The organism is Acidovorax sp. ACV01, from assembly GCF_014851495.1.
Taxonomy (GTDB): domain Bacteria; phylum Pseudomonadota; class Gammaproteobacteria; order Burkholderiales; family Burkholderiaceae_C; genus Acidovorax; species Acidovorax radicis.
In genome coordinates this window covers 117,389-130,404 of sequence record NZ_JACUZT010000008.1, presented here as the reverse complement: position 1 = coordinate 130,404, position 13,016 = coordinate 117,389, and the positions used below count along the sequence as shown (strand labels likewise).

12 protein-coding genes are annotated in these 13,016 nt (G+C 66.9%); 5 read left to right on the top strand and 7 right to left on the bottom strand.

Translation table 11 applies throughout. The features are described 5' to 3' along the window. Positions 1 to 5: 5 nt before the first annotated feature. Complete coding sequence (locus IB243_RS21450) at positions 6 to 473, bottom strand: hypothetical protein (protein WP_225585162.1); 468 nt, start codon at positions 471 to 473, stop codon at positions 6 to 8. Positions 474 to 581: 108 nt separating this feature from the next. Continuing rightward, positions 582 to 1,754 (bottom strand): tRNA guanosine(34) transglycosylase Tgt, encoded by a 1,173-nt coding sequence (gene tgt, locus IB243_RS21445; protein WP_192429254.1) that lies wholly within the window; start codon positions 1,752 to 1,754, stop codon positions 582 to 584. 109 nt (positions 1,755 to 1,863) lie between these two features. Between tgt and IB243_RS21440 the strand changes: the two genes are divergently transcribed. Beyond that, complete coding sequence (locus IB243_RS21440; protein ID WP_010466227.1) at positions 1,864 to 2,343, top strand: universal stress protein; 480 nt, start codon at positions 1,864 to 1,866, stop codon at positions 2,341 to 2,343. Between the two features lie 246 nt (positions 2,344 to 2,589). On the opposite strand, the gene IB243_RS21435 is transcribed toward IB243_RS21440, so the two are convergent. The 4 genes from IB243_RS21435 to IB243_RS21420 form a co-directional block, all read right to left on the bottom strand. After that, entirely contained in the window at positions 2,590 to 2,976 is a 387-nt protein-coding gene (locus tag IB243_RS21435) for a hypothetical protein (protein ID WP_057229863.1), read from the bottom strand. Positions 2,977 to 3,362: 386 nt separating this feature from the next. After that, positions 3,363 to 4,565, bottom strand: coding sequence for a phospholipase A (locus IB243_RS21430; RefSeq protein ID WP_192429252.1), 1,203 nt, complete (start codon positions 4,563 to 4,565; stop codon positions 3,363 to 3,365). Then, entirely contained in the window at positions 4,562 to 5,095 is a 534-nt protein-coding gene (locus IB243_RS21425) for a hypothetical protein (RefSeq protein ID WP_225585160.1), read from the bottom strand. The genes IB243_RS21430 and IB243_RS21425 overlap by 4 nt, the downstream gene beginning before the upstream one ends. Then, positions 5,092 to 7,182 carry an ATP-dependent helicase gene (locus tag IB243_RS21420; RefSeq protein ID WP_192429248.1) on the bottom strand — a complete coding sequence of 697 codons (2,091 nt, stop codon included), beginning with the start codon at positions 7,180 to 7,182 and terminating at the stop codon, positions 5,092 to 5,094. The genes IB243_RS21425 and IB243_RS21420 overlap by 4 nt, the downstream gene beginning before the upstream one ends. A 323-nt stretch (positions 7,183 to 7,505) precedes the next feature. Here IB243_RS21420 and IB243_RS21415 point away from each other — a divergent pair, with 323 nt between their 5' ends. Beyond that, entirely contained in the window at positions 7,506 to 8,786 is a 1,281-nt protein-coding gene (locus tag IB243_RS21415) for an ABC transporter substrate-binding protein (protein WP_225585159.1), read from the top strand. Positions 8,787 to 8,912: 126 nt separating this feature from the next. After that, positions 8,913 to 9,866, top strand: coding sequence for an AEC family transporter (locus IB243_RS21410; protein ID WP_010466221.1), 954 nt, complete (start codon positions 8,913 to 8,915; stop codon positions 9,864 to 9,866). A gap of 79 nt (positions 9,867 to 9,945) precedes the next feature. Here the strand turns inward: IB243_RS21410 and IB243_RS21405 are convergent, their stop codons facing one another. Then, the gene (locus tag IB243_RS21405) at positions 9,946 to 10,674 is read right to left on the bottom strand and encodes a hypothetical protein (protein ID WP_192429247.1); all 729 of its coding nucleotides are present in this window, start codon (positions 10,672 to 10,674) and stop codon (positions 9,946 to 9,948) included. A gap of 346 nt (positions 10,675 to 11,020) precedes the next feature. On the opposite strand from IB243_RS21405, the gene IB243_RS21400 reads away from it, so the two are divergent. Further along, on the top strand, positions 11,021 to 11,431 hold the full coding sequence (locus tag IB243_RS21400; protein WP_057230054.1) for a DUF2141 domain-containing protein: 411 nt from the start codon (positions 11,021 to 11,023) through the stop codon (positions 11,429 to 11,431). An 18-nt stretch (positions 11,432 to 11,449) separates the two neighbouring features. Then, positions 11,450 to 12,961 carry a carotenoid oxygenase family protein gene (locus tag IB243_RS21395; RefSeq protein ID WP_192429245.1) on the top strand — a complete coding sequence of 504 codons (1,512 nt, stop codon included), beginning with the start codon at positions 11,450 to 11,452 and terminating at the stop codon, positions 12,959 to 12,961. Positions 12,962 to 13,016: the final 55 nt, after the last annotated feature.

Genomic DNA, 13,016 nt, shown 5'->3' with positions numbered 1-13,016 from the left:
AGTGCTCAGCGGCGGCGCCAGCGTTGTGCCCACTGCCGCCGGATGACCCGCGCCACGCGCCAGGCCCACGAGGCGCGTGCACGCTCCAGCACGGTGTGCTTGAGGCGCATCCAGCGTGCATACGTCCAGGCAAACCAGTGCAATTGCATGAGTGCTGGCTGCGTCAGCGTGAACAGCCGCGCCACCACGGCGGTGCCCACCACCTTGGCCAGCACGATCACCAGCATGCCCAGCACCACATGCCCCCGGCCCACCGCCCACAGGGCCAGCAGCTTGATGGGCAGCAACAGGGCCGTGGGCAGCGCAAACACGGCCACCGCCGCCCACGGCGGCAGGGCGCGCACGCAGCCTTCGATCCAGCGCAGGCCGGGCCAGCGGCCTATGCGCGCCAGCAACTGCTGCAGCGGTACCCAGCCCCATTCCTCGAACAGGATCAGCAGGGCCAGCAGCCCGCTGCCCAGGCCGGTCAGCATGCGCGCAGGCCAGCGCAGAAGGCGGTGCAGGAATTTTTGAATGATTTTGGCCTCTGGCGCTTATTTATAAAGCGCTGATGGCTAGCATTTTTATAGCATTTGTCATGCCTACACGCCACGCGCCCGCTCGGCCTTGAAGCGCGCGCGGAACTGCGCGAACGCGTCTGCGTCGAGCGACTCGCGCACCTCGCGCATGAGGTTCAGGTAGTAGTGCAGGTTGTGTACGGTGGTGAGCATGGGGCCCAGCATTTCGCCGCAGCGGTCCAGGTGGTGCAGGTAGGCGCGGCTGAAACCCTCGCGCCCGCCGTCGTCCCACGACACGCCCGAGCTGCCCGCGCAGGCGTAGCAGGTGCAGCTGGTATCGAGCGGCTGGTGGTCGGCCTTGTGGCGTGCGTTGCGGATCTTGAGGTCGCCAAAACGCGTGAACAGAGTGCCGTTGCGCGCGTTGCGGGTGGGCATCACGCAGTCGAACATGTCCACGCCATCGGCCACGCCCTGCACCAGGTCCTCGGGCGTGCCCACGCCCATCAGGTAGCGCGGCTTGTGGGCAGGCAGGCGGTGCGGGGTGTGGGCCATGATGTCCAGCATCTCGTCCTTGGGCTCGCCCACGCTCACGCCGCCCACGGCGTAGCCGGGGAAATCCATCTCGACCAGGCGCTCGAGCGACTCCTGGCGCAGGTTCTTGAACATGCCGCCCTGCACGATGCCAAAGAGCGCGTTGGGGTTCTGCAGGCGCTGGAACTCGTCACGCGAGCGTTTGGCCCAGCGCAGGCTCATCTCCATGCTCTTGCGCGCTTCGGCCTCGGTCGTCAGGTGGCCTTTGGTCTCGTACGGCGTGCACTCGTCGAGCTGCATCACGATGTCGGAGTTGAGCGTGGTCTGGATCTGCATGCTCACCTCGGGCGACATGAAGAGCTTGTCGCCGTTGACCGGGCTGGCAAACGTCACGCCCTCTTCGGTGATCTTGCGCATCGCGCCCAGGCTCCAGACCTGGAAACCGCCCGAGTCGGTGAGGATGGGCTTGTCCCACTTCTCAAAGCCGTGCAGGCCGCCAAAGCTCTGCATCACATCCAGGCCCGGGCGCATCCACAGGTGGAAGGTATTGCCCAGGATGATCTGCGCGCCCATGTCGTGCAGGCTGCGCGGCATCACGCCCTTGACGGTGCCGTAGGTGCCCACGGGCATGAAGATGGGGGTTTGCACCACGCCATGGTTGAGCGTGAGCGTGCCACGGCGTGCGTGGCTGGTGGGGTCGGTTTTGAGAAGGTCAAACTGCAGCATGATGGGGCGCATTGTCCCAGACGGGCCAGCCTGACCTGGCACAAGGGTATGGGCTGGCGCTGGCGGATGGCGTCGCTACACTGGTCTTCACTGACTCAAGGAGAACACCATGCTCAAGATACTCATCGCCGTGGACGGCTCCGAACTCGCGCTGGATGGCGTGCACCACGCGCTGGCGCTGGTGGGCCAGGGCCTGAAGGCCAGCGTGGTCCTGGCCAATGTGCAGGAACCCGCCACACTGTACGAACTGGTGACCACGCGCGACCCCGACCTGATCGCCGCGGCCAGCCTGGAGGCGGGTGACCATCTCATGGCGTCGGCGCGGGCGCTGCTGGATGCCGCCGGGGTCGCGTACGAAACCGATGTGGGCGTGGGCGATGTGGCCCACACGCTGGTGGACATGATCGAGCGCTCGGGCTGCGACATGGTCATCATCGGCGCGAAGGGCCAGGGCGCTATCACCAGCGCACTGCTGGGTTCGGTGTCGCAGGAGGTGGCGCATTCCAGCCCGGTGCCGGTGACCATCGTCAAGCATGCCGAAGTGCTGGAGAGCGCGGACAGCGACGTGGCCGAGGACACGGAGGCCTGAGAGGCTGAGAGTCTTTTATCCGTGCCCGCCTTGCACGCGAGAACGCCCCGGCTCGTCGTTGCAAATGCTCGCCATAGCCCGAGCTATGGCTGTGCTTTGCGCCTAGATCCGAGGCGTTTTCGCGCGCCTTTCGGGCTCGGCTAAAAAACTCTCAGCCTCTGAGCCCTTTCCGGGGCGCTCCCAGAAAAAAGAAAAGGGCCGCTGTGTGCGGCCCTGATCGGGATCTTTGAGGACGCTCGCCTGGTTTCAGGCTGCCTTGCGAAACGGCTCCGCAGGTCGCTGTAGCTTGCCATGGGGCAGGGTGGCCAGGCGCGAGAACATGCGGCGCACGTAGCCACGCACCCACAGGCATTTGTTGAGTTCGTCCACGGGCAGTGGGCCCGACACCACCACGATGTCGTTGGCCACGTCCTGCGCTCCGGCGGCGCGCAGGCGGCGGCGCGTGTTGTTGGCCCAGGACTGGATGCGCGTGGGGCTGCCGTGCTGGTGCACCTCGCCCGTGTGTGCGTCGAACGCAATGGCCACGGTATCGGTTTTCAGCTTGAACCTGCGCTCACCCGTCACGGCACTGGGCGCCTCGCGCATGTCGTAGAGGTAGTAGCTGCCTGCCTTGAGCTGGTATTGCATGTCCATGGGTGTGTTCCTCTTTATCGGCATTGTCGAGGGCGCACGGTGCAGGCAATGGCAGGTAAAACGGTGGGAAAGCGGCTCTTTTTGGGAGCCCTTCGCCAAGGGCCATGCTGGTTTCTGTGCGCGTGCCATTGTGGCGGCGCGTCGGCGCCACTGCGCGAAACTTGAGGACGATGTCGTAACGAGTTGTGAGTGGAGTGTTTGGCGCGCCTGGCATTTGGTTGTGCCCGGCCGTTGCGTTGTCCAAAAGGCGTATGCGACTGGCGCGGCCCACGCCAGAGCAGCCAAGCAAGGGCCGCCCCGCAGCGAGGGCTGCGTCCCCCTGCCCGTGCAGCGCAGCGGAGCGAGAGCGGGGGGAAGGCGCGCAGCGCCTCAGGGGGGTGTCCCTGCTAGAAATCCACCAGGCTCAGCCCCACGCTGAACACGGTGCGCTTGCGGTTGTAGTCGATCATGCTGTCGCCATAGCCGCTGAACAGCTGCGTGTGCAGGCGCAGGTTGCTCTTGTTGCCAAAAAGGCCCGTGCCCACGGTCTGCAGCCATTCCAGCCGGACCGAGCCTCGGTCGCTGCTCGACAGCGAGTGGCGCAGCGTGGCGCCCACGGTGTTGTCCTTGTTGATGTTCCAGAATGCCGACAGCTCGCCCCGGCCGATGTAGTCGCTGATGCCGGGGTTGTCGTCGCTGCCCGAGCTCTCGGGCACGCGCTTCCAGATGCGCGCGTTCACGCTCACGCTGTTGCCCAGTTCCATGCCCGTCATGAGGTACGCCCGGTTCCAGCTGCGGGACAGGGGTTTGCTCTGGCCATTGGACTGGTGCACCAGTCCGATGCCGCTGTAGCGCCACTTCCAGCCAAACGGCAGCTGGGCCGTGGTGGGGTAGACATACATGACCTCGGGCTCATGGTCGGTGGCGCGGAAGGGGCGCGAGATCTGGGGTGTGAACAGCTGCCAGTACGACTGCTGCGAGTAACCGAACCACACCGAATCCTTGAGTGTGGGGTGGCCCTGCGTGAGCAGGCCTTGCGCGACCTTGGTGCGCACCGACAGCTGGATGCGGTTCTCGGTGCGGCGGTAGGGTGTGGACTCGGTGGCCGAATGGTCGGCCGCATCCGATGTGGGCTGGCGGTTCACGTTGCTCGACGCCACCACCGACACGGTGATGGGCCGGTAGCCCCGGAAGCTGAAGGTGCCGCAGTCGCTGCCCGACTCCAGTTCCCAGAAGCGCGAGAGGTCGCTGTACTGCGGGTCGCGGCAGCCCTCGGTGCGGGCCACATCGATGACGCGGGTGGCGGGCAGGGTGGTGTCCACCGGCGGTGGCACGGCCGTCGAGGCCGTGGCGCCGGGGGCGTTCCAGCCTTGCTGGTCGGTGGCCCACTGGTCAAAGCAGGCCAGACGCGCCTGGTTGTCGTTGGACAGCGCGGCGCAGCGGCGCCAGGCGCCGTCGGCGCCCGTAGCGGGGGCTGACGCTGCCGCGCCACTGGCGGGCGTGGACTGCGCCAACGCGGCGCCCGCAGGTGCCAGCGCGGCGGCCACCAGCAGGGCCAGCGTGTGGTGCCGGGGCCTGCCGCTGCGCTGTGGTGCTGGCGCGGTGGTCATTGCCAGCCCGCCTGCTTGCGCAGCACGAAGGGAGCCGAGGGTGCCGAGGGGGTGGGGTTGGCGTTGTTCCATGTTCCGCGTATTTCCTTGCCGCAACTTCCATCGACCACCTGGCCTGTCCAGGTGGCACTGATGTTCGTGCCGTTGATCGATTCTTCCAGGGTCAGGTCGCCGCCATCGGCGTCTCCGCTGACCTGCGCCGTGGCGCCATTTCTTTGCACGGTGCCACGCACGCTCTGTGCCAGCTCGGGGTGCGGACCCAGTTGCAATGTGGCGGTGGCGCCAGTGGCATCCGGGGCTACGCCCTGCAGCTGGGCCAGCCAGCGCCCTTGCAGGTGCTGGTGGTCCAGCTCTGCCGTGGACGGGCATGCTGCCGTGGATTGTGGTTCATTTTGGCTGCTAGCGCTTGTAGGATAAGCGCTGATAGCTATCAAAATTAAAGCAACCCCCATCAGGGGCGTGGGCCGGTGGGTGCGGGGCTCCATGGGTGGGGTGGTTGTGGTGGGTGCCGTGGCTGCAGGGCCGCTCATTCCGGGGTGGCTGCCGCCGCCGCGTTGGCGGCCGTGGTGGCCTGGGCCTTGGCGGCAAATTCGGCGCGCAGGGCCTTGAGCTTTTCGCGCGGGTCTTCGCGGGCGGTGGTCTTGTCCAGGCCCATCTCGGCGATGAAACGGCTGGGCTGCGCGGCCACCATCTCGCGGCCCTTCTTGCGCCGCTTGGTCCAGCTCACCGCCAGGGTGCGCTGCGCGCGGGTGATGCCCACGTACATCAGGCGGCGCTCTTCCTGCAGGCGCTGCAGCGTGTCGTCGCTCACCTTCTGTTGCCGGCCTTCGTCGTCGTCGAGCTTGAAGGGCAACATGCCTTCGGTCACGCCCACCAGCACCACGTGGGGCCACTCCAGCCCCTTGCTGGCATGCAGGGTCGACAGCGTGACCATGTCCTGCTCTTTTTCGCGCTCGGAAATGGTGGACAGCAGTGCGATGGTCTGCGAGACCTCCAGCAGGCTCTTGGTTTCCTTGGCCACCACGGCGCCTGCGGTGTCGTCGATCTGGCCGCCCGCGCGCTGGGCCATCCAGTCGCAGAACTCCATCACGTTGCTCCAGCGGGCAGCGGCCACCTTTTCGCTGTCTTCGTTGTCGTACAGGTGCTGCTCGTAGCCGATTTCCTTGAGCCATTCGTTCAGGAACGTGCGGGCTTCTTCCGCACCGTGCGTGCGGCGCGCGCTGTATTCCAGGTAGTTGATGTAGCGGCCGAACTCGTGCAGGCCGTCCATGGCGCGCTTGGGCACCGCTGCTGGCAGCATGCCGTTGAACAACGCGCCAAACATGCTCTGCTTGTGCTGCGTGGCAAACGCGCCCAGCGATGCCAGCGTGGTGTGGCCGATGCCGCGTTTGGGCGTGGTGATGGCGCGCAAAAACGCCGGGTCATCGTCGTTGTTGATCCACAGCCGGAACCAGGCGCACAGGTCCTTGATTTCGGCACGGTCAAAAAAGCTGGTGCCGCCCGACACCTTGTAGGGGATGTTCGCCTTGCGCAGCGCCTTCTCGAACGGCTTGGCCTGGTGGTTGGCCCGGTACAGGATGGCAAAGCCTTTCCAGTCCGGTGGCGGGTTGCTGGCGGCCCGCAGGCTCTGGATGCGGGCCACGGCACGTTCGGCCTCGTGCTCTTCGCTGTCGGCGTCCACCACACGCACCGGCTCGCCTTCGCCCAGCTCGCTGAACAGGGTCTTGGGAAACAGCTTGGGGTTGGGCCCGATCACGTTGTTGGCCGCACGCAGGATGGCGCTGGTGGAGCGGTAGTTCTGCTCCAGCTTGATGACCTTGAGCTGCGGGAAGTCGATCGGCAGCTTCTTGAGGTTGTCCAGCGTGGCACCGCGCCAGCCGTAGATGGACTGGTCGTCGTCGCCCACGGCGGTGAAGTGGCCTCTTTCGCCCACCAGCAGTTTCAGCAGTTCGTACTGCGTGGCGTTGGTGTCCTGGTACTCATCGACCAGCACATGGCTGAGCAGAGCCTGCCACTTGGCGCGCACTTCGGGGAAGTCGCGCAGCAGGCGCAGCGGCATGCCGATCAGGTCGTCAAAGTCCACGCTCTGGTAGGCCGCAAGGCGCTCTTCGTAGCGCGCCATCAGCGTGGCGATGATGCGCTCGTTGTCGTCCGCCGCCTGGGCCAGCGCCTGCTCGGAGGTCAGGCCCATGTTCTTCCACTTGCTGATGACCCACTGCCACTGGCGCGCCGTGGCCATGTCGGTGGTGCCCCCCGAGGCTTCCTTCAGGATGCCGGTCACATCGTCGGCATCCAGGATGCTGAACTGGGGCTTGAGGCCCAGCACCGAGCCGTCCTCGCGCACCATGCGCACGCCCAGGGCGTGGAAGGTGCAGATCAGCACGTCCTTGGCGCGCCGGCCGATCAGGTGCTGCGCGCGCTCGCGCATTTCGGACGCCGCCTTGTTCGTGAAGGTGATGGCCGCGATGCGCTTGGGCTCCATGCCCTTTTCGATCATGTGGGCGATCTTCTGGGTGATCACCCGCGTCTTGCCGGAGCCCGCGCCGGCCAGCACCAGGCAGGCACCGTCGGTGTAGTGGACAGCCTGAAGCTGGGCGAGATTGAGACCGGCAGACATGGGAAGGAAGGGGGCTGAGCCGTGGAAGGCAGGAAAAGAAAGGCGGGGTGGGCGGCGTGGGCCCCTGGGCGGGCGGCGGCGGGGCCAGATCGTGCCGCGCAAGGGCGCAATGATACCGGCGCAGTCCGGCAGCCTGCGTGCGCCCGGGTATGGCAACCCACGCAAGGTGGGCGGCTGACGCGCCCCTGACAGGAAGCCGCCTCCGGCACCTGCCGGGCCAGGCGCTCCGGGAAACCCCGCTAGGGGCTTTGTTTTCACAATTTGATACTGGCTGGCCAGTACATCCCTCAACGGGATGGGTGTGTTGTGAACCGAGCCCCACCATGAACTCCTCTGCCTTGACTTCCACCGTTCAGACCGCCGCACTGGGCATCCCAGGCCCGCGCCGCCCCCGGTGGCACCACAACGCCTGGAGCGCCGTGGTGGCCGCCAGCGTGCTGGCCTGCACAGCCCTGCTGCCCGTGCAGGCCCAGATCGGCAGCACGGCGCCCGTGCGCATTGGGGTGGTGGGGCCGTTCACCGGGCCCTCGGCCGACTTTGGCGTGCCCATGCTCAATGGCATCAAGCTGGCCGTGGATGAGATCAACGCCGTGGGCGGCTACCTGGGGCGACCGCTGGAGCTGGTGATCAAGGACGATACGGCCAATCCGGACCAGGGCCGCAAGGTGTCGCAGGAACTGATCAGCGAGAAGGTGGTCGCCACCATCGGTTTTTGCAACACCGGCGTTGCGCTCAAGGCCATCGACCTGTTCCAGGAGGCCAAGAGCCCGCTCATCGTGCCGTGCTCCACGGGCACGGCGGTCACCGCCAAATATCCCGCTGCAGACAGCTACATCTTCCGCGTGCAGGGACGCGACGCGATCCAGGCCCCTTTCATGGTGGAAGACATCGTCAAGCGCGGCTGGGACAAGGTGGCCATCTTTGCCGACAAGACCGGCTACGGCGAAGGTGGCTTCAACGATGTGGTGGCTGCCCTGGCGGCCAAGAACCTCAAGCCCGTGCACGTCGCGCGCTTCGACCTGGGTGTGAAGGACCTCACGGCCGAACTCACGGCCGCCCGAGCCGCCGGGGCCAATGTGATCCTCAGCTACACCGTGGGCCCGGAAAACGCGGTGATCGCCAATGGCAAGAAGGCGCTGGGCTGGAAGGTGTCCCAGGTGGGGCCATGGACGCTGTCGTTCCCGTTCTTCCTGGAGGGTGCCAAGGACGCTGCCGAGGGCGCACTCATGGTGCAGACCTTCATTGCCGAACCCAGCAACGAACGCCGCGCATCGTTCCTGTCGAGCTACACCCGCAAGTACCACGGCAAGGTGGCCGTGCCCATGGCGGCCGCCAATGCCTATGACGCCACTTACCTGCTGATGTATTCCTTCCTGGGCGTGCGGGACGGCAACCTCAACGGCAAGGCCGTCAAGGAGTCGCTGGAAGGCAAGATGAAGACCTACTACGGCGTGGTGTCCACTTACGACAAGCCGTTCAGCGTGCAGGACAAGGACGCCATCACGCGCAACATGCTGGTGATCGGCATGGTCAAGAACGGCGCCATCACCTTTGCCTACCCCGAAGACGCCAAGCGCAACCTCATCATCCAGCGCAAGCAGTAAGGCACCCACGGCCGTGGCCGTGGTGGTTGGGGGATCACCGTTCGCGAACCCTCCCCCCTGACGTTGCGCTGACCACCGCCCGGGGCTGGGGGTCCTGGCGCAGTGCGCAGCACGGACAATAGCGCCGTGCTGTCCGTCCTCCTCATCACCTTCCCCTTCTTTGCGCTCGTGCTCTGCGGCTACCTGGCCGCGCGGCGTGGAGTGCTGCCCCAGCCCGCCATTCCGGGGCTCAATGCCTTCGTGCTGTACTTCGCGCTGCCCTGCATGCTGTACCGCTTTGGCGCCAGCACGCCCATCGCGCAGCTGCTGGACCCGGCCGTGGCGGGCGTGTACGTGCTGTGCGCGCTGGTGATGGTGGGTGCCACGGTGGCGCTCACGCGCAGTGCGCGCATCGGCTGGAACGATGCGGCGTTTGGTGCTCTGGTCGCGGCCTTTCCCAACACCGGCTTCATGGGCGTGCCGCTCCTGGTAGCGCTGCTGGGCGCGCAGAGCGCGGGCCCGGCCATCGTGACCATCGTGGTGGACATGGTCGTCACCAGCTCACTGTGCATTGCGCTGTCGCGCCTGGATGGCGCGGGCACCCACGGTGTGGGCGTGGCGCTGCGCAGCGCCTTCCGGGGCATGGCGACCAACCCCATGCCCTGGTCGATCGCGCTGGGCGCACTGGCATCGGCCCTGCACTTCCAGCTGCCTGGTCCGGTGGACAAGACCATTGCCATGCTGGCCGACGCGGCCTCGCCCGTGGCGCTGTTCACCATCGGCGCGGTGCTGGCGCGCTCGCAGATGAACCAGCACGAACAGGTGCCCGCGCGCGATTACGTGCCGGTGGCCCTGGCCAAGCTGCTGGTGCACCCGCTGCTGGTATGGGGCGTGGGCATGGCCGCCATGGCGCTGGGCGTGCCGCTCACGCCGTTTGCGCTGACGGTGCTGGTGCTGCTGGCGGCCTTGCCCAGCGCCAGCAACGTCTCGCTGCTGGCCGAGAAGTTCGGTGCCAACAACGGGCGTGTGGCGCGGATCATTCTGGTGTCCACCGCGCTGGCGTTTCTGAGCTTTTCGGCGGCGGTGGCGTTGCTGACCTGATTGCTATATTTTTGATAGCTTGTAGCGCTTTCACATAAAGCGCTGGCGGCCAAAAACACTTGAAATTTTGTGCCGCCCTCTACCTGGGGCGCATTCCCTGGCCGCGCCGCAGCCAGACACCGGTCGCCAGCAGCCCCAGGCAAAGCACAACCAGCGCCCAGGGCGAGTTGACGGGGATGTTGCTGGATGCCACCTCCTCCAGAACCAGGTCGTCGTGGTAGCCCGCTGCGTCGAAGGTGAAGAAGCTGCCGGTTTTGAGCGCAATGGTCACCTGGCTGGAGGCTGCGGTGAAGGTGGCGCCAAAAGGCTCCCATTCGAACTGGAAGACCCCGTTGAGCGCCAGGTTCGACACATCGCGCCGGGCGATCAGCGTGTCCAGCGGGCCGGGCGCGGCATCGATGGTGGCGGCCCCCACGGCGCCGTCGTAGGCCACGACTTCCCACCAGGTGGCGTTGCCGCCCGCATTGCCCGTCACACCCCCCGACCAGGCGCCGCGCAGCCGGTACACCCGCCCGGGGGTGACCGCCACGGTCTGGAACAGGCCCCCGTGCGCATTGCCCGCACCACTGCCTTTTTTCTGCGCGTGGGACGTTCCGGCGCCACCGAACGGGCACTGGGTGGGCACCCAGATGTCGCAGTCGTTGCTGTGTATCCAGGTGCCGTTCCAGAAGCCCGGCGGCGCCGTCCAGGTGCTCCAGCCGGTGAGGCCGGATTCGAAGTTGCCGTTGGTGAGCAGGTTCTGGGCACGCACGGCGGTTCCGCCCGCCAGGAAGACCAGCAAGATCAGGGCACGAACAATGGCTGTCATTGGTAAGGCTTTCTGAAAATGGAAGAAGCACAGGCGGGGCGTACACCGGGTGCCGGTCCACCGGACCCGCGCAGCACACGCATGCCCCGAGGCGATGCCGTGTGAGGCCGCAGTATCTGGGGCGAGCCCACGGCATGCAAGTTTTATCGGGCACGGGGGCGCCGCAAGGCGGGGGATTGCGCGGGGCCGCCCTTGCCAGGCCCGCGTGCCTCGCGCCTGCGGGTTGCAGATCACACCGTGTTTTCTGCACTTCGTCGCAAACGCCTCGCAGGGCCTGGGCGGGCTGGGCACAGTGCGGGTCGATCCGGGCGTGGTCCCGGCTTGTACCCCCACAGAAAGCCCTTTCATGAAAAAACGGATTCTTTTCCTGGCCGCGTTGACCGCCCTGGCTGCCCACGCCGCCGACCTGCGCATTGAAGTCACCGTGCCTGCGCAACAACAAGGCACCGTGCTGGCAGCCCTTTTTGACCAGAGCGAGGGCTTTCCGCGCGGCAAGCCGCTGCAGACCGCCGCCGCCCCGCTGGGTGATGGCAAGGCCGTGGTGCAGTTTGCAGGGGTGCCCGCAGGCGACTACGCCGTCTCGGCGTTTCTGGACGAGAACGGCAACATGAAGCTGGACACCAACCTGTTCGGTCTGCCGACCGAGTTGTATGGCTTCAGCCGCAATGCACGCAGCCCGGTGGGCCCGCCCACGTTTGCCGACGCAGCCTTCCGCGTGGGCGCGGATGCGGACCCCCAGGCCATCGAACTCAAGTAAGCCGACAAGGAGCCCGCGATGACCCACCCCCATCCACCGCGCCGCGCCGTTCTGGCGGCCCTGGGCGCCAGCCTGCTGCCCGCCCTGGGCCACGGCGCCGATGCGCCACACGCCTGGCGCAGCAGCTACACCCCCTACAACGGGCCCTTGAAGGCGCCGCTGGCCAGCGGCCCGCTGCCCGTGCGGGGGCGCTGGCCTGCTGCATTGCAGGGCACGCTGTACCGCATCGGCCCCGCACGGCGCGAACTCGGCGGCGTGGCCATGAACCACTGGTTCGATGGCGACGGCATGCTGCAGGCGTTTCGTTTTGAGGGAGGTCAGGCTTCAACGCAAACACCGCCCCGCATATCCCACCGGGGCGCCCTGCTGGCCACCCCCAAGCTCACGGCGGAAGAGGCCGCTGGCCGGCTGCTGTACTCGGGCTTTGCCACCACGCTGCCCGGTTCGCCGCCGCTCAGCGGGCCCGACGCCGTCAACCCCGCCAACATCAACCTGCTGGCCCTGCCCGCGCGCAAGGAGCTTTTTGCGCTGTGGGAAGCCGGCTCCGCGCTGGCGGTGGACCCGGTCACGCTGCAGGCCCAGGGGTTCAAGGCCTGGTCGCCGCAGACCCAGGGCGCTCCATTTTCGGCGCACCCGCGCGTGGCGCCGGATGGCTCGGTATGGAATTTCGGCTACATGCCGGGCTCCGGGAAGCTGCTGGTGTACGACATTGCACCGACAGGCCAGCTGCGCCGCCAGCATGTCCTGACCACGGAGCAGGCCGACATGGTGCATGACTTCGCCATCACAGAACGGCACCTCGTGTTCCTGCTGATGCCGCTGCAATTCAACGGTCACGCCGGCGCGGGGAGCCCGCTGTCCCACTACAAATGGAACGACAAGGCGCCGCTGATGGTGCTGCTGGTGGACAAGGCGGACTTCAAGGTCCAGCGCTTCGAGTTGCCCGCCACAGGCCTGTTCCACCTGGCCAACGCCTGGGAAGAGGGCGGCACGGTGCAGGTGCGGTTTGTGGCGCAGCCCGACATCCTGAACGCGCTGCACCACCTGAATGTGGATGGCGCGCGCAGCACCCCGGCTGCGGCCGCCACCCGGTGGGCACACATCACGCTCACCCCGTCCACGGGCCAGGCACGGCTGGAAACCCCGGGGCTTGCCCACGTGGAGTTCCCGCGCATCCACCCGGCACGCAACGGCCTGCCCACACGCTTCACCACCCTGATGGCGCGCAGCCCGGGCATGGATGCCCAAGTGCAGGGCTTTGACACGGTGCTCACGCTGCAGGGGGACAAGACACCGCAGCGCCATCGGTACGGCGCGGGCTGGATCGCAGAGGAGCATGTCTACATACCCGCCAGCCCTACCGCCGCCGAGGGCCGGGGCTGGGTGCTGGGCACCGCCTACCACTGGCCCAGCGAGCGCACCACGCTGTCGGTGTTCGACGCGCAGGCGGTGAATGCAGGGCCAATGGCCAGCGTCACGCTGCCCTATGGCCTGCCGCTGGGCCTGCACGGCCAGTTTGTTCGGGCCTGAGGCCGCCCCGGTCCTTGGCGGCGGGGCGCCCAGGACCGGGCGGGCGCGCAGTGCG